The sequence below is a fragment of the Sulfurospirillum halorespirans DSM 13726 genome (assembly GCF_001723605.1).
GTDB lineage: Bacteria > Campylobacterota > Campylobacteria > Campylobacterales > Sulfurospirillaceae > Sulfurospirillum > Sulfurospirillum halorespirans.
In genome coordinates, this window is sequence record NZ_CP017111.1 from 313,321 (window position 1) to 337,711 (window position 24,391).

The 24,391-nt window shown below is 40.8% G+C and carries 25 protein-coding genes and 1 riboswitch; of the genes, 17 read left to right on the forward strand and 8 right to left on the reverse strand.

The features are described 5' to 3' along the window. The first annotated feature begins 1 nt into the window (after window position 1). From SHALO_RS01580 to SHALO_RS01600, 5 genes are read left to right on the forward strand one after another with little or no spacing between them, the layout of a single operon-like run. Complete coding sequence (locus tag SHALO_RS01580) at window positions 2-568, forward strand: 4Fe-4S dicluster domain-containing protein (protein ID WP_069477074.1); 567 nt, start codon at window positions 2-4, stop codon at window positions 566-568. Continuing rightward, window positions 565-1,533 (forward strand): NrfD/PsrC family molybdoenzyme membrane anchor subunit, encoded by a 969-nt coding sequence (nrfD, locus tag SHALO_RS01585; protein WP_069477075.1) that lies wholly within the window; start codon window positions 565-567, stop codon window positions 1,531-1,533. Before SHALO_RS01580 ends, nrfD begins: the two co-directional genes overlap by 4 nt. Before the next feature lie 10 nt (window positions 1,534-1,543). After that, window positions 1,544-2,212 carry a response regulator transcription factor gene (locus SHALO_RS01590; RefSeq protein WP_069477076.1) on the forward strand — a complete coding sequence of 223 codons (669 nt, stop codon included), beginning with the start codon at window positions 1,544-1,546 and terminating at the stop codon, window positions 2,210-2,212. Beyond that, a complete protein-coding gene (locus tag SHALO_RS01595; RefSeq protein ID WP_069477077.1) occupies window positions 2,199-3,380 on the forward strand; it encodes a sensor histidine kinase in 1,182 nt (393 codons plus the stop codon). The genes SHALO_RS01590 and SHALO_RS01595 overlap by 14 nt, the downstream gene beginning before the upstream one ends. Continuing rightward, on the forward strand, window positions 3,377-4,225 hold the full coding sequence (locus SHALO_RS01600; protein ID WP_069477078.1) for a cache domain-containing protein: 849 nt from the start codon (window positions 3,377-3,379) through the stop codon (window positions 4,223-4,225). The genes SHALO_RS01595 and SHALO_RS01600 overlap by 4 nt, the downstream gene beginning before the upstream one ends. Here SHALO_RS01600 and SHALO_RS01605 read toward each other — a convergent pair. Next, window positions 4,215-5,480 (reverse strand): coproporphyrinogen III oxidase family protein, encoded by a 1,266-nt coding sequence (locus SHALO_RS01605; protein WP_069477079.1) that lies wholly within the window; start codon window positions 5,478-5,480, stop codon window positions 4,215-4,217. The two genes, SHALO_RS01600 and SHALO_RS01605, sit on opposite strands and share 11 nt — an antisense overlap. Window positions 5,481-5,897: 417 nt before the next feature. Between SHALO_RS01605 and SHALO_RS01610 the strand changes: the two genes are divergently transcribed. From SHALO_RS01610 to xseA, 6 genes are all read left to right on the forward strand, one after another. Further along, window positions 5,898-6,374 (forward strand): hypothetical protein, encoded by a 477-nt coding sequence (locus SHALO_RS01610; RefSeq protein ID WP_145923210.1) that lies wholly within the window; start codon window positions 5,898-5,900, stop codon window positions 6,372-6,374. Window positions 6,375-6,478: 104 nt separating this feature from the next. Next, on the forward strand, window positions 6,479-7,396 hold the full coding sequence (locus SHALO_RS01615) for a manganese-dependent inorganic pyrophosphatase (protein WP_069477081.1): 918 nt from the start codon (window positions 6,479-6,481) through the stop codon (window positions 7,394-7,396). A gap of 10 nt (window positions 7,397-7,406) precedes the next feature. Beyond that, the gene (locus SHALO_RS01620; protein WP_069477082.1) at window positions 7,407-8,186 is read left to right on the forward strand and encodes a hypothetical protein; all 780 of its coding nucleotides are present in this window, start codon (window positions 7,407-7,409) and stop codon (window positions 8,184-8,186) included. Window positions 8,187-8,275: 89 nt separating this feature from the next. Then, the gene (gene traT, locus SHALO_RS01625; RefSeq protein WP_069477083.1) at window positions 8,276-9,046 is read left to right on the forward strand and encodes a complement resistance protein TraT; all 771 of its coding nucleotides are present in this window, start codon (window positions 8,276-8,278) and stop codon (window positions 9,044-9,046) included. A gap of 189 nt (window positions 9,047-9,235) precedes the next feature. After that, window positions 9,236-9,916, forward strand: coding sequence for a bifunctional demethylmenaquinone methyltransferase/2-methoxy-6-polyprenyl-1,4-benzoquinol methylase UbiE (ubiE, locus tag SHALO_RS01630; protein WP_069479282.1), 681 nt, complete (start codon window positions 9,236-9,238; stop codon window positions 9,914-9,916). Beyond that, the gene (gene xseA / locus SHALO_RS01635; protein WP_069477084.1) at window positions 9,916-11,169 is read left to right on the forward strand and encodes an exodeoxyribonuclease VII large subunit; all 1,254 of its coding nucleotides are present in this window, start codon (window positions 9,916-9,918) and stop codon (window positions 11,167-11,169) included. The genes ubiE and xseA overlap by 1 nt, the downstream gene beginning before the upstream one ends. Here the strand turns inward: xseA and SHALO_RS01640 are convergent. Continuing rightward, window positions 11,166-11,354, reverse strand: coding sequence for a CCE_0567 family metalloprotein (locus SHALO_RS01640; RefSeq protein WP_069477085.1), 189 nt, complete (start codon window positions 11,352-11,354; stop codon window positions 11,166-11,168). The genes xseA and SHALO_RS01640 overlap by 4 nt on opposite strands. A 159-nt stretch (window positions 11,355-11,513) precedes the next feature. Between SHALO_RS01640 and SHALO_RS01645 the strand changes: the two genes are divergently transcribed. Continuing rightward, entirely contained in the window at window positions 11,514-12,566 is a 1,053-nt protein-coding gene (locus SHALO_RS01645) for a GGDEF domain-containing protein (RefSeq protein ID WP_069477086.1), read from the forward strand. A 103-nt stretch (window positions 12,567-12,669) separates the two neighbouring features. Next, window positions 12,670-15,048, forward strand: a complete 2,379-nt coding sequence (locus SHALO_RS01650; protein WP_069477087.1) for a diguanylate cyclase domain-containing protein — start codon at window positions 12,670-12,672, stop codon at window positions 15,046-15,048. Here the strand turns inward: SHALO_RS01650 and SHALO_RS01655 are convergent. Then, window positions 15,045-16,037 carry an adenosine deaminase gene (locus SHALO_RS01655; protein WP_069477088.1) on the reverse strand — a complete coding sequence of 331 codons (993 nt, stop codon included), beginning with the start codon at window positions 16,035-16,037 and terminating at the stop codon, window positions 15,045-15,047. The genes SHALO_RS01650 and SHALO_RS01655 overlap by 4 nt on opposite strands. Window positions 16,038-16,172: 135 nt before the next feature. Between SHALO_RS01655 and SHALO_RS01660 the strand changes: the two genes are divergently transcribed. From SHALO_RS01660 to ribB, 3 genes are all read left to right on the forward strand, one after another. Continuing rightward, entirely contained in the window at window positions 16,173-16,925 is a 753-nt protein-coding gene (locus SHALO_RS01660) for an SDR family NAD(P)-dependent oxidoreductase (RefSeq protein WP_069477089.1), read from the forward strand. A gap of 36 nt (window positions 16,926-16,961) precedes the next feature. Beyond that, entirely contained in the window at window positions 16,962-17,861 is a 900-nt protein-coding gene (locus SHALO_RS01665) for an AraC family transcriptional regulator (protein WP_069477090.1), read from the forward strand. A gap of 173 nt (window positions 17,862-18,034) precedes the next feature. Then, window positions 18,035-18,188, forward strand: a riboswitch (FMN riboswitch). Window positions 18,189-18,279: 91 nt separating this feature from the next. After that, window positions 18,280-18,915, forward strand: a complete 636-nt coding sequence (ribB, locus tag SHALO_RS01670; RefSeq protein WP_069477091.1) for a 3,4-dihydroxy-2-butanone-4-phosphate synthase — start codon at window positions 18,280-18,282, stop codon at window positions 18,913-18,915. Window positions 18,916-18,934: 19 nt separating this feature from the next. On the opposite strand, the gene SHALO_RS01675 is transcribed toward ribB, so the two are convergent. Further along, window positions 18,935-19,825 carry a LysR family transcriptional regulator gene (locus tag SHALO_RS01675; RefSeq protein ID WP_069477092.1) on the reverse strand — a complete coding sequence of 297 codons (891 nt, stop codon included), beginning with the start codon at window positions 19,823-19,825 and terminating at the stop codon, window positions 18,935-18,937. Window positions 19,826-19,928: 103 nt separating this feature from the next. Here SHALO_RS01675 and SHALO_RS01680 point away from each other — a divergent pair, with 103 nt between their 5' ends. Continuing rightward, window positions 19,929-20,957 (forward strand): YeiH family protein, encoded by a 1,029-nt coding sequence (locus SHALO_RS01680; protein WP_069477093.1) that lies wholly within the window; start codon window positions 19,929-19,931, stop codon window positions 20,955-20,957. Here the strand turns inward: SHALO_RS01680 and SHALO_RS01685 are convergent. The 4 genes from SHALO_RS01685 to SHALO_RS01700 form a co-directional block, all read right to left on the reverse strand. Beyond that, window positions 20,952-21,230, reverse strand: coding sequence for a hypothetical protein (locus tag SHALO_RS01685; RefSeq protein WP_084010650.1), 279 nt, complete (start codon window positions 21,228-21,230; stop codon window positions 20,952-20,954). The genes SHALO_RS01680 and SHALO_RS01685 overlap by 6 nt on opposite strands. A gap of 801 nt (window positions 21,231-22,031) precedes the next feature. Next, complete coding sequence (locus tag SHALO_RS01690; protein ID WP_069477094.1) at window positions 22,032-22,892, reverse strand: metallophosphoesterase; 861 nt, start codon at window positions 22,890-22,892, stop codon at window positions 22,032-22,034. Between the two features lie 27 nt (window positions 22,893-22,919). Further along, window positions 22,920-23,534 carry a metallophosphoesterase family protein gene (locus SHALO_RS01695; protein WP_069477095.1) on the reverse strand — a complete coding sequence of 205 codons (615 nt, stop codon included), beginning with the start codon at window positions 23,532-23,534 and terminating at the stop codon, window positions 22,920-22,922. Between the two features lie 120 nt (window positions 23,535-23,654). Then, window positions 23,655-24,353, reverse strand: a complete 699-nt coding sequence (locus SHALO_RS01700) for a type 1 glutamine amidotransferase (RefSeq protein WP_069477096.1) — start codon at window positions 24,351-24,353, stop codon at window positions 23,655-23,657. Between the last annotated feature and the right edge of the window lie 38 nt (window positions 24,354-24,391).

The following is a 24,391-nucleotide window of genomic DNA, read 5'->3' on the forward strand; positions in this document are numbered from 1 at the left end:
GATGGAAAAACAGTACCGACTGCTTTACGACGAGAATCTCTGCATCGGGTGTCAAGCCTGCAGTGTGGCATGTCGTGTGGAAAACAGCGTGCCTGATGAGGTTTACAGATTGCAAGTCCATCTTCACACCAAAGGCGAATTTCCCAATCTGGGGATGAATTACGAGCGACTCTCCTGTGTCATGTGCGAAAATCCTCCCTGTGTGAGTGTTTGCCCGACCAACGCTTCATTTCAGAGCAAAGATGGTTTGGTGCATATTGATGAGAGAGCGTGCATTACATGTAAATACTGCATCCTCGCCTGTCCTTACCATGCACGTTTTATCAATCCCCTTAAAAACGTCGTGGAGAAGTGTAATTTTTGCTATGAAACACGTGTTTCCAAAGAGCTTCTGCCCTCATGTGTCAGCATCTGTCCGACCGATGCACTGAGCTTTGGCGATATGCGACACAAACATTCTCTCGTGCATCAAAAATCGCACAAAGAGGTTCTGGTGTTTCCCAAAGCGCATCTTGGAACGAAGCCCAAAGTGGCATTTATTCCCAATCGCAAAGGGATGAAATCATGAGTCCAATGTGGGGAAGTGTGGCGCAGTACAGTACCATTCATTGGTCGTGGGCGATTGCGATTTATCTCTTTTTAGCGGGACTGAGTTCGGGTTCCATCATCGTGGCACTTTTGGTCAAATGGAACCGTCATGAGCGCAGTAACTCCTCCATTTGGGATGCGATGATTAAAGCGGGCTCTGTCGTAGCGCCTGTGGCAATCTTCTTGGGGTTAATTGTTTTGGTCATTGATTTAGGACGTCCTCTTTCATTTTATTGGTTACTGATTCGCTACAATATCACTTCCGTCATGAGTTTGGGAGTGCTTTTTTTGCTCATTTACACGCCCATCGTGGTGGTCTTTATGCTGCTTGTTTTTGAGCGCAGTGTGATCAAATATCCGTTTTTTGCCCCACTGGAAAGTTTGATCAATTTGGTCAAAAGCTTTCATTCGTACGCGAAAATCATTGAGTATTTTCTCTTTGCAGCAGCTCTTTGTGTAGGCTCCTACACGGGGTTTTTACTCTCAGCTTTGTATGCGATTCCGCTGTGGAACAGCCCGCTTTTACCGATTTTATTTTTAACCTCAAGCCTCTCTTCAGGCGTTGCGGTGAACATTCTCATCGGACTTCTCTTTTTTAAAAGCACTATTAATGCAGAGAGCATCAAATACCTTTTGGTGCTGGATACCAGAGTTATTTTAACGGAACTTCCTCTTTTAGGGCTCTTTTTTATCGGTCTGTTTTACGCAGGAGGTGACGCTCCAAGTGCTGCTAAAATGGCACTGACGGAAGGTTTTTGGGCAGGTATCTTTTGGCTTGGAGTCATTGGTGTGGGGCTTGGGCTTCCTCTTTTGACGGTCATTATCGCTTTGCGCAGTCATGTGTACCGTGTGGGTTATGTTGTGATTAACTCAATGGTGGTTATTTTAGGCGTATTGATGCTGCGGTACTACATCATTTACGCAGGACAAATTTATCTTGGTTAAGGAAAAAGGCATGAAGATTTTACTCTTAGAAGATGACTACAATTACAATGAGAGCATTAAAGAATATTTGGAGCTCTTAGGGTACGAAGTCGATGCCTTTTTTGATGGAGAGAGTGCGCTGGATGCGATTATGGAAAAGTGCTATTATCTCTTTTTACTCGATGTTAAAGTGCCAAAGCTCAATGGGCATGAGCTGATCAAATACATCAAAGAGGCGAACATCACGACGCCAATTATCATCATGACCTCCTTGGTCGACATTGACAACATTGAAATTGGGTATCAGCTTGGGTGTAATGATTACCTCAAAAAACCTTTTGAGCTCAAAGAGTTGGAGCTTCGAGTACGTGAGCTTATTAAAAAGCACTATCAAACGAGCAGTGATGGCGAGTTTCGCCTCAGTTGCGGGTTTGTCTTTAACTTTGAGTCGGGAGAGCTTAAAAACGAGGAAAAAACCGTTTCACTTACCTCCAAAGAGCTCGATTTGGTGCGCTTTTTGATTCGTCGTAAAAACACCTTTTGCGACATTGAGTTGATTCGTGAAAATGTGTGGGAAGGCAAAGAGATCAGCTATGCCGATATTCGCATGTACATCAGGAAGATCAGGCTCAAAGTGGGTGAAGATGAGTTTATCAAATCCTCACGTGGTTTAGGATACCGCATCGATGTTATCGCTTAACCCCTTTCGCTCGGTTTTAATCTATACGCTTATCGTGATGGCACTCTTTTGCGTGCCCAGTTATTTTGCGATTCAAAGCACGATCATGGAGGAAAAATACAAAGCAACGCAGGAGATTTTGGAGTGGGTGGATGCCCACGAGAAGAGCATTTTTGAAAAAGAGCACTTTGAAATTCCACGAAGCGTGCGTTTTCATATCAACATCTACGATGCCTCTCACCAACTTCTGTACCGAGGTATCCACGAATCTTTAATGGATCTTGACTTTAAAGTGCATGTGATTTACCCCTTTTTGTATTTTCAAAAAAAAGTTCTTCACAAGAATGAGCTTTTATACCTTGTGGTAGAGTTGCAACTCAACTATGCCAAAATTATTTTTATTACAACGATGCTCTTCTTTATTGTCCTTTTTTTAATCTATTTGATGAGCAATGTTTTTATTCACTCCAGCATTTATCCCTACAAAAAGATGCAGCGCTATATGAATGACTTTTTTAATGACTCGATGCACGAACTTAAAACGCCTTTGGGGGTTATCAATATCAACGTTGAACTGCTTTCGAGTTATGTAAACTCCACAAAGCATCTTCAGCGCATTAAAGCTGCCACCAAACAGATGCAGATGACCTATGAAGATGTGGAGTACTACATCAAACATAAAAGAGTGACTTACAATAAAGAGAGGATGAATCTCTCCGAGTATCTAAACCAACGCATCGCATTTTTTGAAGATATTGCTGTTTCAAAGTCCATTGATTTGGAGCACAGCGTAGCGCCTGATATGATGATCTATATGAGTAAAGTGGAACTGCAACGCATCATCGACAACACTCTCTCCAATGCGATCAAATACTCCTTTTTTCAAGGCAAAGTGGAGATAAAACTTCTGCTTAAAGATGAAGAGCATTGTGTTCTTAGTTTTCACGATTACGGTCAAGGCATAAAAGATCTCTACAAAGTATTTCAGCGCTTTGAACGGGAAGATTCGGTGCAAGGTGGATTTGGTTTGGGACTTAATATCGTTCAAAATATTTGCAATAAAAGTGACATTGACATCAGCATCGAATCGTATGAAAACAAGGGTTCATGCTTTACGTATATCTTTAGGCTTGATAAAAAGAAGCTCTTAGACAGCGTCGATGATGGAACACTAAAGGGTGAAAAATGAAAGAAAAACGGTTTTTTCTCAGTGCGGCACTGATGCTTTTTTTTGGGCTTGTCATGCTTTTTTTGTACGACAAATCCATTGCGTATGAAGAGGAAGCAACGCTTAAAAAACAGATGGATGCTCTGCTGTTAACCTTGCACAATAAGATTGAAGAGACGACCAAGGTCTCTTTGGCAAGTTCGGTTATTTTGGCGAAAAGCCCGCATGTGGTGGCGTGTTTGAACCAACAAGAAAGAGAGCACTGTTTGCAATACTTGCTTGAAATCAGAAACAGTATGGCACAAGCCAACATCTTTGAGAATGCACGCCTGCATCTGCATACCAAGGATTTTAAAAGTTTTATGCGCTTATGGGATTACAGCAATCATACCAATGATGATCTTAGCACATTTCGTCATGCGTTAGAGAAGATCAAACAGAGTAAACAGCCGATTCATGGCATTGAGATTGGAAGACATGGCATGTTTATGCGTGCGATTGCCCCTGTTTTTAGCAAAAGTGATTATATCGGAACGATTGAAACTGTAGTAGATTTTAAAGACCTGAATGAATACTTTAAAAAAGATGGCATTGAACTGTATGTGCTGATGAAAAATGAGTACCTCCCTATCGCCAATGCGGCAAGCTACGGTCAAAAACTGATGCTTGATAACTACACCATTGTCAATCAAGAAATCAACGGTCTGGGTTTCATTAAAGAGATCAATCTTCAAGGTACGGGGTATCTCAAACGCGGCGATTATTACGTGCTGTATACCCCAATTGTGGACATCAATGGGGAGCATATTGGTTTCTTTGTGCTTACTTGGAGTGAGAGTCTCTCCCTCGCATCCTTTAAAGGATAAGTCCTTTGCGCGCATCGTTACGGATGCGATCCATGCCCATGTAAAACTCTTTCATCATTACCAAAAAGAGGTAGTCGCCAAACTCAGTCGTGGTGACACTCTCGTGATTCTCTTTGATCGCTTTGGCAAATTTAAGAAGCATCAGCTCCTTTCCAAGGACGTCGTTAATAGGTAATCCAAACATAGCGGCAAATTTTTTCTTGGAGAGTTTGCCATTGAAAAGATCCACCATCAAGCGATAATACATCCGAGAATTGGCAGGAAACGTGCGCTCTTTGGTCACGGCGGAGTGTTTTTCTTCAATTAAAGTGGCATATTTATCCAGAGCAAATTCATTGAGATAGAGGGTATCTTTAAGGAAACTAAACGAGCCTGAACCTACTCCCACATACTCTTCATTGTCGATGATATACTCATCGATAATCAGCTCGCTCTCTTTCGAAAAAGACCAACCATGACGCGCAGGATAGCGCTCTTTCAAAGACTCTTTGATGACACCAAAAAAGGCAAATTCGTTTTCAAGGCTGAATTCACCCAATGTTTTTTTCACACTGTTTTTCACTAAAGAGGAGGTCATCAGTGGATACACACTGGTTTGTTCAGGACTGAGTTTTTTCAAGAGATCCAAATCTTGAATCAATCCCTCTTTGGTTTGCGTTGGAAAATTAAAGATCAGATCCACGCTGGTGATGGGCAAGATTCCCAACATGGATGCAATCTTCGCATACACCTCTTCGCCTGAACCAAACTTTTCATAACGTCCCAGTTTTTTCAAAAGGGCATCATCAAAGGTTTGAACACCGATGGAGAGACGATCCACCAAACCATCCAATTGGAGTATGGTCTTGGGCTTGATATGGTTAGGATCGGTCTCGCACGAGACGTGTTCAATGGAGAAGAGTTTTCGAACCAACTCAATGGTTTTGAGAAGCTCCTCTTCATCAATCAGAGGTGTACCGCCACCGATCACCAAATAGTTAAAATCATACCCTAACGCCTTTACATGTAAAATCTCTTCACGTAAATGCGTGTAGTAGTGCGACGCAGCTTCTTTGGTGTAGGTGAATTTGTTAAAAGAGCAGTACGGGCAAAACATCGTACAAAACGGCACATGAATATACAGAAGATATTTTTTCTCTTCAGGTGGTGGTGGCAATCCTAAAGAGGGTTTTTCAACATGTAAATAGTGCTTGGTGTATTGGCTCATAAAATAGCTTGTCGCATTTATAATAAGCTTTGCTTGTCGGGTTTGCATACTAATCCTTATTTACTTTTCGTGCCAAATTAAAGTACATTATAGTGGTTCTATGTGACATTCAGAATGATATAAATTGTCTATAACAAACTTTTAGAAGTATTATAAACCTATGAACGTAATTTTTATGTAAACAAAAGGTTACGTAAATCAAAATGTTAAGAAATAAAAAAGGAATACTACATGTAAAAAAGGAGAAAATGAGGGGAAATGCTTTTCACAATGAATCCACGTTATTTAACTATAATAATGAGATCTATTAGAGTTCTTGCAGAACTTTTTACACGTCTTTAAAGCAAAGCTCTAAAGACTACGTTAACACTGTGTTTTGCTCGGCGCAATGCCCACGCACCTTTGGTGCTTTTTCTTCTTGCAAAATGAGTTTCGCAAGAAGTCTATTTAATGGCTCAAGGAGAGATGATGAAATGTATAAAAATAGTTTTTACCGCGTTTGGAATGATGATGCTTAGCGTATCCGCCCTCAGTGCCGCTGATTTTGATTGGATGGTCAATCTCAATCTTCGCTCAAACGCAGATCCTTACGCGTATAAATCAGGGCTTGTCTCACGTTTTGGCGTTCCTGAGTCACAGCTGAGCGTGATTCTTAAAAGTGTTGGTGCCCCTGCGGATGCCTATATGATTTTACGATTGTCTGAGCTTTCGGGAAGACCGCCTGAATATGTGCTTAAACACTATCATGCGAAAAAAGACCGTGGTTGGGGTTCTTTGGCACAAGATCTTGGTGTAAAACCTGGCTCAAATGAGTTTAAAACACTCAAAGGTGGGCATGATATGCGTGATATGAATGATGACCGTCATGACGATAAACGAGACGACAAAGGTGATGAGAGAGACCAAGGGCGTGAGAAAGAACACGGCAAAGGCAAACACTAATCGCTACGCTTCAAGCGCTTAGAGGGTTTTGCTTCTAAGCGTGATCCGTGGCTAAATTTTGAGCTAAATCGGTTATAATTACAGAAAAACTAAAGGAATTTTCCATGAAAACCTACGCATGTGGACATATTAATCCCGATTCTGATTCTGTCGTATCAGCCATTGCTCTCTCGTATCTCAAAACCCAATTAGGCGAGACGTGTATTCCCGCACGCCAAGGCGAACTTAGTCCTGAGACAGAGTTCATTTTAAAGACATTTAACCTCGAAAAACCGCTGTTAAAAAATGATTTTTCAGGCGAGAATCTTTACATTACTGACTATTCCGACCTTGCCCAAGCGCCACACAATCTTAAAGAGACGAACATCTTAGGGATTGTCGATCACCATAAACTGGGTGACATTACCACCACCACCCCCCTTGAGTGCTGGATTCGTCCTGTTGGGTGTACCAATACGATTGTTAAAGAGATGTTCGACCACTATAAAATTCAAATCCCAAAAGAGATTGCGGGTGCGATGATGCTAGCCATTCTCAGCGATACTGTTTTATTCAAATCTCCAACCTGCACCAAAGTCGATACCAAAGCGGTGAAAGAGTTAGCGATAATTGCAGGTGTGGTTGATTTTAAAGCACTAGGTATGGAGATGTTTTTAGCAAAATCTGCTGTCCAAGGATCAAGCCCACGTTCACTGCTGCTTCGTGATTACAAAGATTTTGAAATGAGTGGCAAGAAAATTGGTATTGGCCAGCTCGAAGTGGTTGATCTCAAAGTGTTTGATGGTATCAAAGAGGCACTTTTTGCTGAGATGAAAGCTTACAAAGAAGAGGGTGGACGTCATACGGTCATGCTTTTATTGACCGACATTATGATCGAAGGGTCTCAATTTTTAGTTGTGAGTGATGATGAAAGTGTGATTGAAAAAGCGATGAATACAAAACTTGTGAATCATGAAATGTGGGTTGATGGCGTATTGAGCCGTAAAAAACAGGTGATTCCTGTTATGGAAAAGCAGTTCTAAAAGCGTTTCTGTGAAAAAATTTACGCTGAAGCGACGCTATCTGATTCAAAACCCTAAGGAAGTGGTGAAGTCTATTCTCACCACGTTTCCTCTTTACAAAAAAAATCTTCAACAACTTTTTATCGAAAACCATCCCGATGCGTCTGCGCGGTTGGCAGTGCTTGGAACACGGTTTCATTCATTGGGTGAAATGGAAGATTTTGAAGAGGCTTTGAAATCGTTTTTATGCGCGGATGTGAGTGGCGATAAACGTTACAAAAGCCGTTATCTCTCTTTGTTTGGACTGCCTCAAACGTATGATTTTTCACTCTATGCAGTCTATAAAAAATGCGACAGAATCGGCATAAAACCCTTTGAATTTGCTTTTGCTTCAGGGATGAGCACACAAAAGGTGCTCAAAGTGCTTCTCTATCGAGAGATGCAATTTTTAGAATACGAAGTGGCACTGCTTTTGGAAGATCACGCTAAAGCGCCTAAAACGATTGCCAAGCGAGCGGAAAATATTGGTTATCTTTTGAAGGTTTCAACGGTGATTTTCGATGAGGTGATGAGCAAAAAAATGCTCAAAACATTCGCACCCCTGCTAAGTCAAGACAGAGCGTGTCTGCTGCCTTTTGTGCAAAGTAGGGCCTATGCAACCTTGCTTTTAGATATGCGTTTTTTTCTGCGTGAACAGAGTGGTTTTTACCTTTTAAAAAAGAGCGAAATGCCACTGCTTTTTTTTGTGAAAAAGTACCTCAAAAAAGAGGAATTTCGCATCGCCAAAAGGCTTAAAAAGGCACTTTATTAACATTTTATTGTAATTTTTCGGATAAGATTTTAGCAATACTTTGGGATATTTCGATACAATATCACACTCTTTTTAAGAAAGGATAGACAATGAAAAAAATAGTACATGTAAGCCTTGCACTCAGTGCTGCGCTTGTTTTTATGACAGGATGTGCGACGAGTGAACTGCAAACAAGTGCACGTATGACACAGAGCGTTTTTATTAATCCTGTGGCGAAAGATAAACGAACCATTTTTGTTTCAACTAAAAATACCAGTGGCGCACCGATTAACCTTGAAAACCGCATGGTTCAAGCCCTTTATGCCAAAGGCTATACAATTGTGGATGATCCTGAAATGGCAACGTATGTGCTGATGACGAACATTTTATTTTGTAACAAAAAAAGTGAGAACAATGTCGTTGCAGGAGCTGTAATGGGTGGTGCTGCAGGTGCGATCGCCAATTCAGGATCGAGTGGAAGAGGCATGGCAGCAGCAGGACTGGGTGGTGCACTTGTGGGTGGACTCATTGGAAAAGCGACCGAAGATACCATCTTCCAAATGCAAGTGGACATCGTGATTCGTGAAAAAGCCAAAGGTAAAGTGATGGCAAATACGGGTAATGTGGGTGGACAAGCTGGCATTAGAGATGGTCAAAAATCGGGTACCATGAACAGCTTTGGCGGACCAATTCACGATGCGGATGCAAGTGGAAAAATGTACAGCAACACCTACTCATCTGCTTCCCAATCGTATGAGAGTGACTACATCGAACACCGTACGATGATGTTTGCCGAAGCTACGAAAATGGATCTAACACTGTCCGAAGCAACACCGATTTTAGAAGATAAAATCGCACAACAAGTCGCAGGACTGTTTTAACTTTAACATTATTACACGCCCCAAAAGCAAAGCTCTTGGGGCTACGTTACACTAGGTACTGAAGCTTGCCTCTTGCGAGGCAGAATCGTTTGATATGTTTTTAAGCAAAGCTCGCCAATTTTGGCAAGTATTTTACATGTAGGAATTGTTTTGGAGAATAACGACAACAAGCAACAAAAAATTGTTCAGATGTTTGATGAGATCGCAGGTACATACGATACGGCTAACCGCGTTTTAAGCATGGGAATTGACATTCAGTGGCGTAAAACGGCGTGTGATGAGACCTTTGCACGCTACACTAAACCGATCGATCTTATTGTCGATGTCGCATGTGGTACGGGCGATATGATGGGCTATTGGGCAAAGCAAGCGAAAAAAGCAGGACGCCAGATCGGCAAAATTTTAGGTGTTGATCCCTCCGTTGGAATGACCGACGTGGGCAAACAAAAATTTCCCGCGTTTGAATTTGTCATCTCTGAAGCCACACAGATTCCTCTGCCAAACGAAAGTGCCGATATTTTAAGTATCAGCTACGGTATTCGCAATGTTGTCCGTCGAGGGGAAGCATTTAGTGAGTTTGCGCGTGTTGTGAAACAAGGCGGTTATGTCGTCATTTTAGAATTTACCAAAGATGAGAAAAAGGGCTTTTTCTTCACGATCAAAGATTTTTATCTTAACAAGGTGCTTCCAATTTTAGGTGGCATTATCTCTAAAAACAGAGCGGCGTATGAGTACCTGCCAACCTCTATCGAAGGGTTTTTAACCGCTTCGATGCTTCAAAAAGAGTTGGATGTCGCGGGCTTTGAAACGGAATTTGTTAAAAGCTTTTCGATGGATATCTCGACCTTGGTCATTGCTAAAAAACGCTAATGAGCCAAACGCTTAGTGTTTCAAGTTTAAACAATCAAGTCAAGTCTCTGCTTGAGACCACCTTTTTACATGTAAGCGTGGAAGGTGAGGTCTCAAGACCCACCTATCACAGCTCAGGACATCTCTACTTTACCCTCAAAGATGCTGACTCTTCCATCTCGTGCGTGATGTTTAAAGGCAATACCAAAGCGTTAAAATTTCAAGTCGAAGAGGGCATGGCGGTGGTTGTTCATGGCTCGATTTCTGTTTTTTCACCGCGCGGAACCTATCAAATCAACTGTACGATGATGGAACCTTCTGGCAGTGGTGCTTTGGCAAAAGCGTATGAACAGCTTAAAGTCAAACTCGGAGCCAAGGGCTATTTTGAAGCGGAGCGTAAAAAGCCACTGCCTCGTTTTATCAATCACATTGCGTTAGTCACTTCGGGTACGGGTGCGGCGCTGCAAGATATGCTGCGTGTTGCGACAAAACGTTGGCCATTGGTGAAGATCACACTGCTTGACACACTCGTTCAAGGTGAGGGCGCAAAGTTTTCCATTGCGACGAACATTGCACGTGCTGACGCTCTTGGGGCGGATGTCATTATCGTTGGGCGTGGTGGCGGAAGTGTGGAGGATTTGTGGGCGTTTAACGAAGAGATCGTCGCCGATTCGATCTTTACATGTAAGACTCCTATCGTCTCAGCCGTAGGGCATGAGATAGACTATGTCATCAGTGATTTTGTAGCCGATTTGAGAGCTCCAACGCCCTCCGCTGCGATGGAGATGATACTACCTGATAGCGTGGAGATGTTGCAACGCATCGATGGTTTGATGGAGCGCTACACGCTTGTCTTTGGACGAATCTTACGCTCCAAAGAGGAGAGTTTAACACATCTTTCACGCCTTTTTGCCAAACGCTCCATCGATGAGAAACTCTCGTTATGGAAAAATGAAATCGGCATTTTACAGAGTCAATACAACGATAAAATAGCACTTCTCTACCGTGAAAAATCGCGCCAAGTAAATCTTTTCAAAGAGCAAATTGGCTTTCAAACCAGACAAAATATCGCCAAAAAAGAGCAACTGCTCTCCTCTTACACGATAGCCCTTCATTCCAAAGAGCCTACACGTGAACAAAAAGAGTGTTATGCACAAATTGTTCAATCAGGTAAAAAAATTGCTCTTGAAAAAATCATAGAGGGTGATATTTTTGAACTGCAAACACCCCATACCATTGTAAAAGCAAAGGCATTAGAAAAAAAAGTGCTTTAGAGATTGTGTTGCGCTTTAAACGCTTCTGCCTCGTGAATCGCTTCAACGATTTTGGCGGAGAGTATGGGTAAGTCGTTGTATTTAACCCACAAAGTATCTTCGACAATATCGTGAATTTCGCCTGCGATCTCAACGGCTAAACGTTTAAGTCTTGCTAACTCTTTTTTGAGCTCTTTTTCATCCATGGGGCACTCCTTACGTGACATTAGTGTTTCATTTGCAAGGAGTATTCCGCATGAGAGAATATTTTTTATATTTTTTTGCATACACCATGACAGTTTTGAAACGTTTAACCGATATAGTGGCTGGTGCTTTTATTATGAGGATTATTGGGAGTAGGTGTAATGCTAAACTTTTTTTACCACTTTTTTATCTCTAACCGCATGCCACTGAGTTCGTATGCAAGCAGGCAATATTCATTGGTGATGATATTTGCCACATTGGGTGCCGCCACATTTGGCTTTTTCTTTTTTTACAACCTTTTGGTTCTGCACTATTACACAATCGCTCTAATCGATACGATCTGCTTTGCAACGTCGGTTGGTTCCATATTTTTTTTAAAGAAAACGCACAACATCGAGCTGAGTAGAGTTTTTGTAACTGCCTACTTTTTTGTTTTCTTTGTTGCGTTTACCTACATTAACAAAAATGAGAGCTTTGGGCTCATTTGGAATATCTTTTTTTGTATGATTGCCATCAATCTCAATGGGCATAAAAAAGGGCTTTTCTATACGTTTGTACTTTATGGCTATATCTTTTTGATGGCACATGAGGGCATTGGTGTGTGGCAAAATGGTCTTTGGGATAAGGTCGCTTTTTTTCGCTATGCTTTTTCAATGGTTTTACTCACCTTCGTGGTGTATGTGATGGAATTAGCCCTCTATCGCTCCTACACAAAGCTTCAAAAATTGGCCGAAGAGGATGAGTTGACCCAGACATATAATCGTCATAAATTACGCGAAATCTTACAAGCGGAGATCGAGCGTGCAGGGCGCCATGATACGCCTTTATGCGTTGTCTTGTTTGATGTGGATAATTTTAAAAGCATCAATGATACGCATGGGCATAATACAGGCGATGCGATGCTTCAACTCCTTGCGAAAATTGTTAAAAACTCCATACGGGTGAATGACACCTTTGGGCGTTGGGGTGGAGAGGAGTTTTTGTTGGTACTGCCTCATATGAGCATAGAACAGGCGCAAAAGGCGTGTGAAAAGGTACGTCTTTTAATCGCGCAAAGTGTGTTTGAAAACGTGAGTGCGCTGACCTGCAGTTTTGGGTTGTGTGCGTATGAAAAGGGTATGAGTTTGGATGCGTTGGTTAACCGTTGCGATAAGGCAATGTACCAAGCGAAGTTGTTAGGCAAAAATTGTGTTAACGTTTTTGCTCAGTCGTAACCGCTTGCATCTTCTTATAAATATCATTCAGTTTTCTATTATTATTCGCACAGTAGAATTGAGTAGGCATTTTTTGACGAATCGAGCCAAAAAAAGGCGTAAAATGATAAAGGTTCTCCTGAGCTCCATACTTCTTTTTTTAATGGCATCCGTACCTCTTTTTGCGCTTTCTGATCTTACCTCACAACCAAATATTGTAGCACTCAGTGAAACAGAAAAAGCATGGCTACGCGAACATCCAACGATCAAAGTGGGGATGGATTCCACGTATGCGCCCTATGAGTGGATGAACCAAAACGGAACGTATGTAGGTATGGCGGTGGATTATCTGCATCTTTTGGAGAGAAAATTGGGTGTTCACTTTGAAATTATCAAAGGAAAATCGTGGAGTCAAATCATCGAAATGGGCAAAAAAGGTGAAATTGACATGATTACAAGCATTGTTCAAACACCTGAGCGTTTAAAATATTTTACATTTTCTGACCCTTATCGAGAGACACAAACGATGATTGTTGACAAGGGAGAGGGAGCGTTTATCGGTAGTTTAGAGCATCTAACCCACAAACGTGTTGCCGTTGAAAAAGGGTACTTTACCCAAGAAGCGCTTGCAAAAAAATACTCCACAATCCAGCTGGTATTAGCCAATAACATTCTAGAAGCATTGACATTTGTGATGGAAGGAAAAGCCGATGCCTACGTTGGTGATCTAAGCGCCATTAATTATGCCATTAAAAATAACGGCTTAGAAACACTTCGTTTTTCAGGGCATACTGAATTCTCAAGCCAACATCGCTTCGCCTTTCCTAAAAGCCATACTGAATTTGCTTCAATCATAACAAAAGCAATGGCTTCCATCTCGAAGGAGGAGTCCGACGCGATTTTTAACCGTTGGCTGGGTATGCGAATCGAGCGAGGCATTCGTGCCGAAACATTGATAAAATACAGTGCTGGTGTTGTCTGTTTGTTCCTGCTTTTTGGGTATTGGTATTATCGATTGCACTGCGAAATCAAGTACCGTAAAGCCGTTGAATTGCGTGAATGTCGCAGGAACAGTGTTTTAGAGATGATAGCAAAAATGCTCCCTTTACCGGTCATTCTTGAATCCATCGTCAAAGAAGTGGAAGAACAAAATCCACATATGATCTGCAGTATTTTGCTGTTGGATGAAGAGAAAAAATACTTTTGCGATATTATTGGCCCCAGTCTGCCTGATTTTTACAATGAAGCTATCAAAGGAGTTTTGATAGGGGAAAGTGTTGGCTCTTGCGGAACGGCGGCGTACCGTAAAGAGCGAGTGATTGTCGAAAATATTGCAACTCATCCTTATTGGGAAGCGTACAAAGAGATAGCCCTTCGTGCAGGGGTGCAGTCGTGCTGGTCCGAGCCCATTTTTGCATCGGACGAGACCGTTTTAGGCACGTTTGCGATCTACCATGCGAAACCTCAAACGCCAAGCTTAGCCGATAATATGCTTATAGAGCAGTCTGCCAATCTTGCAAGGATCGCGATTGAAAAAAGCAGAGTGGCGACACAACTCAAAGCGAGTGAAGAGCTGTATCGGCATTTGACTGAGGAGGTAAGCGATGTGATTTGGAAGACGAATCGTGATCTGATCATTACCTACATCAGCCCCTCGGATGAGCATTTAAGAGGGTATGAAGCTTCTGAAGTGATAGGACATCATGTTTTTGAGATGTTTACACAAGAGGGTATTTCGATCATTTTAGACAATATGAAACGAAGAGCAGAAGCGGAAAAAAACGGCATTCGTACCAATTTTGCGACGTATGAGGTGCAACATCGATGCAAGGATGGCAAGTTGATTTGGGGTGAGATTATCTCAAAACCTGAGCGCAATGAAAAGGGTGAAATCACCGGCTATCATGGCATTACCAGAGAGGTCAGTGAGCGCAAAGCGATGCAAGATCGTGTGCAACAGTTGGCATTTTACGATCCACTGACAAAATTGCCCAATCGCCTACTGCTCAAAGAGCGTCTTAACCATGTGATGTACGAAATGAAACGTACGAAAAAATACAGCGCACTCTTTTTCATTGATCTGGACAATTTCAAATCGCTCAACGATACCCAAGGACACAGTGTTGGCGATATATTGCTCTGTCAGGTTGCAGATAGGCTTATGCGTTGCGTTCGCGAAGTCGATACGGTGGCTCGTTTTGGTGGCGATGAATTTGTGGTGATTCTCGACGCGCTTCATGAAGATAAAGAGAGCTCAACGAAGCAAGCCCAGACCATTGCCGAAAAAATGCGCCTCAGTGTTTCAGCCCTTTATCTGCTGAGTATTCCGGGTGAAGAAAACGAGCACGTGGTTGAGCATCGCTGTACCGCAAGCATTGGCGTGCTGGTTTTTAACAGCGAAGAGGGAAGTCAAGACGATCTGCTTAAACGAGCCGATACAGCGATGTACAACGCCAAAGAGGCAGGGCGCGATCAGATCTGTTTTTACGATCGTGAGGCTTAGAGAAGAGCGATCATCTGCGAAAAATGCTGCTTTTGTACTTCGCTCAAAAAAGAGGCTTTGAAACTGTTTTGAGCTAAGGTTTTGAGCTCTTCTTGGCTTACATGTAAACTGTTCGCAACCGCTTCATAATTCTCATTGATATACCCACCAAAGTAGGCTGGATCATCCGAATTGATGGTCACCAAAACCCCTTTGCGCAGTAAATTTATAATGTTGTGTTCACGCATGCTTGAAACAGCTCTTAGTTTGACATTGGAGAGTGGGCAGACGGTGAGCGGTATCTGTTTTTCGATGAGAAACTCGACCAATGTTGCATCTTCATCACAGCGAATCCCATGGTCAATTCGCTTTACATGTAAAAGATTAATCGCCTCCCAAATATACGAGCTATCGCCTTCTTCGCCTGCATGAGCAACGATCTTATAGCCCACGTTTTCACACGCTGCAAAGACGCGCTCAAACTTGGAAGGCGGATGACCCACTTCGCTAGAGTCTAGTCCGACGCCTAAAATTTTATCTTTGAACAGCAAGGACTCTTGAAGCGTCTTAAAGGCTTCCTCTTCACTGAGATGGCGTAAAAAGCACATAATGAGAAACGAGCTAATGCCGAGCTCAATTTCACCTTTTTGAAGTGCTTGTGTGATACCATCCACTACAGTTTTAAACGAAATGCCTCTTTGCGTATGCGTTTGCGGATCGAAAAAAATCTCTACATGTAAGACATTTTGCGCTTTACATGTAAGCAAATACGCCCACGTCAAATCAAAAAAATCAGACTCAGTGATTAACACGTTGGCACCCGCATAATAGATGTCTAAGAACGATTGTAACGAGGTAAAGTTATAGGCGTGTTTGACTTCTTCGATCGTTTTATAAGGAATTACGATGTTGTTTTTTTGTGCAAGGGTAAACATCAATTCAGGCTCCAGCGTGCCTTCAATATGGAGGTGCAGTTCAGCTTTAGGAAGTTTTTGAATGAGTTCTTTCATAGATTCTCTTTTTGAAAATTATAGCAAAATTATAGTATTGAATAGAAATAGGCAAAGTTAAAAGCGTTCTATGCTAACACTATTTTAGAGCATATGATAGAATTTTAGTTAAGAAATATCTTCTTAGGAGTTACCATGAAAATAGCATTAATTACCGGTGGAAGTAGAGGTTTAGGCAAAAGTATGGCATTGCATTTGGCGCAAAAAGGGCATGATGTTATCATTACCTATCAGCATTCAAAAATTGAAGCACAAAAGGTGGTGGATGAGATAGTACAAGGCGGTCAAAAAGCAGCTTTACTGCAATTGGATATTGCTCAAACAAAAACGTTTCCTCTGTTTTTAGAAGCGCTCAAAGCGTTGCTTTCTTCACAGTGGCAAACCGATCGTTTTGACATTCTCATCAACAATGCAGGTATCGGGATCAACACGCCTTTTATGGAGACAACCGAAGAGCAGTTTGATACCTTGATGAACATTCATCTCAAAGGAACGTTCTTTTTTATTCAAACAATGCTACCCATACTGAATGATGGCGGTAGAATTCTCAATATCTCATCAGGTTTAGCTCGTTTTACTATGCCAGGATTTGCAGCGTATGCGATGATGAAAGGTGGCATTGAAGTTTTGACGCGTTACTTAGCGTTTGAATTGGGAAAACGTAACATCACCGTGAATGTTATAGCCCCCGGTGCGATTGCGACAGATTTTGGTGGCGGTGTGGTAAGAGACAATGCAAACGCAAATGCTTATATCGCGTCGCAAATTGCACTTGGTCGTGTAGGACTTGCCGATGACATTGGTGCGGCGGTTTCCATGCTCGTATCGGATGATGCGCATTGGATCAATGGCGAACGCATCGAAGTTTCGGGTGGAATGCGTTTGTAGTACAATAACACTCAAAAAGAGTCAAAAGGGTATTTCGTGCAAGTAAAACTAAGAGAACTCGCTGATTTACTTCAAAAAGAGACTTTACACGAAGGGCTTAATGAGACACGCATCGTTAATGTCAAGTTTTTTAAAGCCTCAAGTGTTACCGAAGCGTTGCATACGGTGTATGAGCCTTCACTCTTTATCATTGCTCAAGGGGCTAAAATCGTAATCTTGGGCGCTACTACTTATCGTTATGATGCTTCTTCGTATTTAGTCTCTTCGATGAATTTACCCATATCGGGGCAAATCATCGAGGCGTCTTTGGAAAAGCCTTTTTTGTCGATGCAACTGTGTTTTACGCCTGAGTCTATTTTTGACCTTGTATCTCAGTTGCCTTCTCACAAAGAAGAGGTAGCACAAAGCCCTTTGGCAATGAGTGTTCATCACGTTACCGAAGAGCTGATTGATGCGGCATTAAGACTTGTAAAACTCCTTCACAAACATGAAGAGATTCCCATCTTAGCACCGCTGATTATCAAAGAGATTCTCTATCGATTGTTGCAAGGCGAGTATGGTGCTCGTTTGAGACAATTTGCGTTGCATGGCTCTAATGCAAACCGCATTGCTCAGTCGATTGAGCTGATAACCTCGGATATTTCAGAGCCTTTACATGTAGAGGTATTGTCGCAAAAAGTAGGCATGAGTGTTTCGGCTTTTCACAAACATTTTAAACATGTAACCGCGATGAGTCCCATTCAGTACCAAAAACAGTTACGCTTGCAAAAAGCTCGCGAGCTGTTATTTACCAAGACACATGAAGTCGGTGAAGTGGCGTTTAATGTAGGCTATGAAAGTCCTTCGCAATTTAGCAGAGAGTATGCGCGATTTTTTGGTCTTTCGCCTCAAAAAGACCTTATGAAATTTAAAATGGAAAGTTCTTGCAAAACTTAATTTTGCAAGAAAAAAGCACCAAAGGTGCGTGGGCTTTCAGCCGATGAAAACCCAGTGTTAACGTAGTCTTTAGAGCTTTGCTTTAAAGATGTGTCGAGAGTTCTGTAAGAACTTTATAGATACAAGGGCGTGTGACATTTTTTAAGAAAAGTAGGGTTATACTTTCATTGAAACTTATTTCTCAGGGCAGGGTGCAACTCCCTACTGGCGGTAATCTTGTAACAAAGAGAGTCCGCGAGCGCTTTTACATGTAAAACGGTAAAAGGTCAAGCAGATTTGGTGTGATTCCAAAACCAACGGTTAAAGTCCGGATGAGAGAGAATGTAGTGCATTATTGCCATTGTTGATGACAAAATCGTGTGTCTATATTTAAAGATGCCCTGATTCTGGTAAGTTTACTCATTCCTAGGAGTAACCCATGAATCAAATCTGTCGGGAATTTTCCCTTCACCACAATGTTAAGCAAGCCATCGCTTCGCTTCAAAACCACAACGGCGTGATCGTTATGGACAACTTCAACCGCGAAAACGAAGCGGACATCATCTTTGGTGCAGAATCTCTTACTACGGAGCAAACGGCACTGCTAATTCGCGAATGCAGTGGCATTGTCTGCCTCTGTTTACCTCATGAAAAAGTTGATGCACTCGATCTTCCGATGATGGTCACGCATAATCAGTCCAAATTTCAAACCGGTTTTACCATCTCCATCGAAGCCAAAGAGGGTGTCACCACGGGTGTGAGTGCAAAAGATCGCCTGGCTACGATTCAAGCGGCGATTCATCCTGATGGAAAAACGAAGATCGTTTCGCCTGGGCATGTTTTTCCGCTTCGCGCGAAAGAGGGTGGCGTGTTAGAGCGTGATGGACACACGGAGGCTTCGGTGGATCTAATGCGTCTTTCTAATCTTTCACCCTATGCTGTTTTGTGTGAACTCACCAATCCGGATGGCACGATGATGGTGGGTGATGCGATTGATGAGTTTGCTGCAAAGCATGGATTGCCCATGGTGAGCATTGATGAGATTATTGCGTACCGAAAAGCGCATACACTCTAAGCGTTTTGCCGACATAGATTTATGTATCTATGTCGGAGCTCATCTTTGAATGCACAAAATTTCTAAACTCCGTAAAAAGTCTGCTTTGGTATTTGCTCTTGTGGTAAATGAGGTAAAACGACCGATCAATTTTTAAATTGACAAGTTTCACCTCAAAAAGTTCGCCACGTTTAAGCTCAGTGGCAACGGCAACTTTGGAGAGACAGGTGATGGTTTGAGGATTGTTCAGCAGAATCGTTTTTGCCTCTTCAAACTCGGAAAACTCCATAAAAATCGTTAAATCTTTGACGATTTCTCCCAAAGCTTCTAAAAAAACTTCTCTCGTGCCTGAACCTTTTTCCCGTAAAATCCATTTTTTATGAAACAGCTCATCAATAAAAAAAGTCCCCTCCGCAAGGCAAGGATCACTACTCACAACGATCAGTTGGTCATCGCCTATCACTTCTTTGTGCAGCTCTAGTTCATCACACGAAGACTCGATAAAACCGATGTCGATAGTAGCATTTTTAACCATTTGGATGATCTGCGCCGAGTTTTGAATATCTTTGTGAATCTTCACATGCTCATGCTCTGCTAAAAAATCAAACACCATCTGTGGAGTAATAAAATCTCCAATCGTTTTACTCGAAGCGATCGTTAAAATACCCGATATTTTGGTATTTTTAAAAAAATCTTCCGCATCATTGAGCGCTAAAAAATGGGGTTGGGTTTTCTCTCGAAACAATTTCCCCGTCTCACTAAGCACCAGTTTTTTGCCGATGCGATCAAAAAGAGGCTCACCGATGTTTGCTTCAAGCGATTTGATCGCTAACGAGATCGCTGATTGCGTGATGCCAAGCTTTTGTGCCAAATTGGAGATGTGCGAATCTTCACAGAGATAATAAAAGAGTCTGAGTTCTTGAAAGGTCATAGCGCCTCATTGATTAAAAATATTTATGATTATAACGAATATAATTTATTTTACTTGTGAAAAGAATCGTTTTATAATCTCTAAAATCGTTTCAAGGATAACTATGTTTCAAAAAGAGAATCGCACCAATACGCTTAGTGGTATTTTATTGGTTGCACTTTTTGCGATGAGTGCGACCTATTTGGCGGAGTTTTCATTGTTTCAACGCCTTGGCATCAGTCCTTTGATTATTGGCATCGTTCTTGGGATGATCTATGCCAACACACTTCGTACAAAATTTCCTAAAGAGTGGGTTTCTGGCATTCAATTTTGCACTAAAACCATTCTTCGAGTGGGCATCGTTTTATACGGTTTTCGCATCACCTTTCAAAATATCGAAGCCGTAGGTCTTGCAGGCATTGCAACGAGTGGCTTGGTGGTGAGCTCAACGTTTATTATCGGTTATTTTGTAGGAACACGATGGCTTAAACTAGATAAAGAGACAACGATCTTAACCAGTGCTGGAAGCTCCATTTGTGGCGCTGCTGCAGTACTTGCAACGGAGCCTGTGCTGAACGCAGAGCCTTACAAAAGTGCTATCGCGGTTTCAACTGTCGTGGTGTTTGGAACGCTTGCGATGTTTTTCTACCCTTTTGCCTACAAATTTGGGGTCATTCCTTTTACTCCTGAGCAGATGGGCATTTACATCGGAGGAACCTTGCATGAAGTTGCACACGTTGTAGCCGCAGGAAATGCCGTAGGCGTTGAAGCTTCAAAAACAGCAGTTATCGTCAAAATGATACGGGTTATGATGTTAGCTCCTTTTTTGGTGATTTTAGGATTTTGGTTGGTTCAAACATCGCACGCTGTGAGTCAAAAACAAAAGAAAAAAATCACAATTCCTTGGTTTGCGGTGTTTTTTATCGTTGTTGCAGGGTTTAACTCGTTAAATCTTGTGCCACTCAATGCAGTAGCTACTATCAACGCGATCGATACCTTTTTACTGACGATGGCGATGAGCGCTTTGGGAATGGAGACGAGCATCGACAAATTTAAACATGTGGGCATGAAGCCGATCTATTTGGCAAGTATTTTATTTGCATGGTTGACGGTTGGAGGTTTTTACATCGTCAAATTTTCGTTGATGTTATAAGTAGAGAAGAATGTCCACTTCCAAAGATTCTGGTTTGGTTGCTGGGGCAAAACGGTTGATGACGACCCCATTTTTATCGACTAAAAATTTGGTGAAATTCCATTTAATCGCTTCAATTCCCAAAAGCCCCTTTTGCGCCTCTTTGAGGTATTTAAAGAGTGGGTGAGCCTCTTCACCGTTGACATCAATTTTAGCAAACATAGGAAAAGTAACACCATAATTGAGTGAGCAAAAGCTCTGGATCTCCTCTTCGCTCAAAGGCTCTTGATTCATAAATTGATTGCACGGACTATCTTTTCTAAAATCAATAAATAGTATAATTAGCCTATAACACCTATAATAACGATTGTTTGAATGATTAAATTACCCTAAATAGTATAATTAGAAATTTTGTAAAAAAGTACAATTATTTTTCATGTTTTTAATTATCACAACAATAAAAAAAGTATAATTAAAATAGATGTATATTTAAGTATTATTGATATGACCAAAGATGAGAACTTTGTCTAATAAACTTACAATATGATCTGATATTCTAATCGTTTCTTGTAAGTTAACATCATTGACTTATAAATGTGATATTTAACTTATAAAAAAAGCCCTTAAATTAGGCTCTTTATATACCTTCCTTAAAAATGTGATATTTATATGGTTGGATTATAGGTTCAGAAATAAGAAATAAAAAGTGAAAGTAGTAAGGCCCGAGCCTTTAGAGCTCCGACCTTAGCATCATTATGAAAAGATAGTACATGTGAGAAGTGGAAGGACACGGGAATGTCCAACTAAAAGGGGGCATACATCACACTACTTTTGAGATGAAAATTGTAGCACAATTTATGATTACTCTTTGACATATTATATTTAATGCCAAATCAACCTTTTAACTTCTGATAGTCAATGCCTTTTTTTGCAAGCCAAAGATTGTATTGATTTTGTATTGCTAACCAACTCTCATGTGATCTGCCAAGTGTTGTGAACATTCAAAGTATTTTGTACTCATTCATACTATAATGAACCAATGTACACATCAGCTTCAAACTCGTTACTCATAAAATAGTCTTGATATAAATATTCCTATACCTCAATCGTCACAATCTTCATCTCTTTAGCTTCCCCTTTATAACCTAATGCATTGGTGATAAAGCGTTTATTATTACGAGTGTAGTCATAAGAGGTATGATTATGCCCATAGATCCAAAGATTGGCACGCATCGTTTGAATAAGTTCTTCTGCATCAAAGCAAAAAAAGGATGTTGTAGGATTCTTCTCCCAACCAGATATTTGATATTTCATCTCAATGCTTGGATTGTAATGACTAATCATAACATCGCAGTGTTGATGAATACTTTCTAATTTGGCATATTCTTCTTTGTACAGGGCATCGAAATAATCAATCTTCATATGTTTTTTGTCATTAATGGCATCACCCCAAAGATCTTGTAAGAAAGCTTCAGTATCACCATAGTAATAGGCTAATGTTTGCATAGCTTTAAGAGAGTGTAGGTTTCTTTGAACATACGCACTGTTATACCAACCCATAGCACCACCAAAGGTGATTTCCTCTAAGGTCACTGTTGTGCCATCGAGGACAATAAAACCATTATTGCGATACGCTTCTTTGGCAGCTTCTGCTTTTTGCAGTCCACCTTTTGTATAGGTGGTGATGTATTCATGCCCAATGAGATAATAGTCATGATTGCCTAAGACCAGAATAATCTCTTGATAAAAAGCTTCTTTGAGATGTTTGAGAATATGAATATTTTGCTCAATGCTGTGTCCAATATCTCCTGCTAAAACTAAATAATCCCCTTTTGGTTTAAATGTACGCCAAAAACCAATAACGGTATCTTTGGAAGGAAAAAAGGTAGGGCTTTGGGTATGAGGGTAGCCAAACCAGCTATCAAAATGGGTATCACTGAGAATATCAATTTTCATGAGAAGTCATTTCCTTATTTAAACACTCTAGCAGAGCTTTAAAGGCATAAACCGTGTGTGTTCCACACCAACATTCACACAACGCTTATCTTCGTTGATTTTAGAGTGAATATGCCCATGATAATTTAAATCACAGTGGCACCAATCAAACAATGTTTCTAATACTGCTTTGCGTTCATTCTCGATCTCTTGTGCATACACATCATGATAAAAGCAGGGGTAATGGGAGAATAAGATACGTTTGCCTTGAAAGTCTTGAATCCAACAAATGCACGATGACAAAAGTTCTTGCGAGAACGTATCATGCAAGCGTTGTTCAATCACCTGTTTTTCTTCCAAAGGGATATCAAGTATAATGGAATCAATCACTCTTTCAAAACCATGTTCTTTTAAAAACGCGGTACTCTTTTTAAAATCATGATTGCCTTTGAGAAGTGTAATCTTTCCTTTAAGCACTTTGGCATAATCCCAACCTTTGGATTTAAATGCAAAATCACCTAAATGCCAAACTTCATCTTCATCACAAACAACACTATTCCATAAGTCAATCATCATTTCATCATCAATACTCTCACGTAATGGCTCATACAGTTTAATATTGTCATGACCAAAATGGGTATCAGCAATAATGAATAATGACACAAAGGTACCTTTAAAATAAACGAAATGAATTAGCAGTTATTTTAACGAGGATATGATGAGTGGAAGATTAACCTTAAATTTGTGATAGTTAGAACTAAGAATTATATGTCTTTACAGCATTTATGAGAATTTTTGTCTCAAAAGAAATAATAGAAGATTATCAATAAGCTGATTTATTGATAAGTAGTGTGTGTTACTTATAGATAAAATTTCATCTTCTGATTGAACAAAAGGAGATATAATTAATTCATCTTTACCATTTAAAACCATTTCATGTAAAGTTTGCTTTGTCATTTCGAGATGAAACTGCAATCCTATAATATGACCGCCTAATTGAAATGCTTGATTATAACAAGCTTTGCTCTTAGCAAGGCAAATAGCATTTTTCGGTAAATCAAAAGTTTCCCCATGCCAATGAAAGACGGTTGTAGACATCGGGAAATGAAATGTTATTTTCTCATCAGAAGTTACTGCTTCTATAGGAAACCAACCAATCTCTTTATCAGTATTAGGATAAACTTTTGCTCCCATTGATGATGCGATTAACTGAGCACCAAGGCATATTCCCAATACGGGTTTATTTGTTTCAATAAAAGCTCTAATGAACTCTTTTTCCTTTTTTAACCATGAAAATTTATCTTCATCATTAACGCTCATAGGGCCGCCCATGATGATAAGAAAATCAATTTCTTCAAGATTTGGTATTTTAGCATCTTCATAAAATCGTGTATATGAAATCTCAAAATGACGAGATTTTAGGAATATTTCAATGCTACCAAGTCCTTCAAATGAAACATGTTGGCAACAATGTGCGCGCATAGTCAAGCCTTATACTATCAATTTTCCAAAGTTGTATA

Bases quoted from the DNA above. Each gene is read 5' to 3' on its own strand.
- SHALO_RS01580 (WP_069477074.1), top strand. From the start codon at position 2: ATGGAAAAACAGTACCGACTGCTTTACGACGAGAATCTCTGCATCGGG.
- nrfD (WP_069477075.1), top strand. From the start codon at position 565: ATGAGTCCAATGTGGGGAAGTGTGGCGCAGTACAGTACCATTCATTGG.
- SHALO_RS01590 (WP_069477076.1), top strand. From the start codon at position 1,544: ATGAAGATTTTACTCTTAGAAGATGACTACAATTACAATGAGAGCATT.
- SHALO_RS01595 (WP_069477077.1), top strand. From the start codon at position 2,199: ATGTTATCGCTTAACCCCTTTCGCTCGGTTTTAATCTATACGCTTATC.
- SHALO_RS01600 (WP_069477078.1), top strand. From the start codon at position 3,377: ATGAAAGAAAAACGGTTTTTTCTCAGTGCGGCACTGATGCTTTTTTTT.
- SHALO_RS01605 (WP_069477079.1), bottom strand. From the start codon at position 5,480: ATGCAAACCCGACAAGCAAAGCTTATTATAAATGCGACAAGCTATTTT.
- SHALO_RS01610 (WP_145923210.1), top strand. From the start codon at position 5,898: ATGATGAAATGTATAAAAATAGTTTTTACCGCGTTTGGAATGATGATG.
- SHALO_RS01615 (WP_069477081.1), top strand. From the start codon at position 6,479: ATGAAAACCTACGCATGTGGACATATTAATCCCGATTCTGATTCTGTC.
- traT (WP_069477083.1), top strand. From the start codon at position 8,276: ATGAAAAAAATAGTACATGTAAGCCTTGCACTCAGTGCTGCGCTTGTT.
- ubiE (WP_069479282.1), top strand. From the start codon at position 9,236: ATGTTTGATGAGATCGCAGGTACATACGATACGGCTAACCGCGTTTTA.
- xseA (WP_069477084.1), top strand. From the start codon at position 9,916: ATGAGCCAAACGCTTAGTGTTTCAAGTTTAAACAATCAAGTCAAGTCT.
- SHALO_RS01640 (WP_069477085.1), bottom strand. From the start codon at position 11,354: ATGGATGAAAAAGAGCTCAAAAAAGAGTTAGCAAGACTTAAACGTTTA.
- SHALO_RS01645 (WP_069477086.1), top strand. From the start codon at position 11,514: ATGCTAAACTTTTTTTACCACTTTTTTATCTCTAACCGCATGCCACTG.
- SHALO_RS01650 (WP_069477087.1), top strand. From the start codon at position 12,670: ATGATAAAGGTTCTCCTGAGCTCCATACTTCTTTTTTTAATGGCATCC.
- SHALO_RS01655 (WP_069477088.1), bottom strand. From the start codon at position 16,037: ATGAAAGAACTCATTCAAAAACTTCCTAAAGCTGAACTGCACCTCCAT.
- SHALO_RS01660 (WP_069477089.1), top strand. From the start codon at position 16,173: ATGAAAATAGCATTAATTACCGGTGGAAGTAGAGGTTTAGGCAAAAGT.
- ribB (WP_069477091.1), top strand. From the start codon at position 18,280: ATGAATCAAATCTGTCGGGAATTTTCCCTTCACCACAATGTTAAGCAA.
- SHALO_RS01675 (WP_069477092.1), bottom strand. From the start codon at position 19,825: ATGACCTTTCAAGAACTCAGACTCTTTTATTATCTCTGTGAAGATTCG.
- SHALO_RS01680 (WP_069477093.1), top strand. From the start codon at position 19,929: ATGTTTCAAAAAGAGAATCGCACCAATACGCTTAGTGGTATTTTATTG.
- SHALO_RS01685 (WP_084010650.1), bottom strand. From the start codon at position 21,230: ATGAATCAAGAGCCTTTGAGCGAAGAGGAGATCCAGAGCTTTTGCTCA.
- SHALO_RS01690 (WP_069477094.1), bottom strand. From the start codon at position 22,892: ATGAAAATTGATATTCTCAGTGATACCCATTTTGATAGCTGGTTTGGC.
- SHALO_RS01700 (WP_069477096.1), bottom strand. From the start codon at position 24,353: ATGCGCGCACATTGTTGCCAACATGTTTCATTTGAAGGACTTGGTAGC.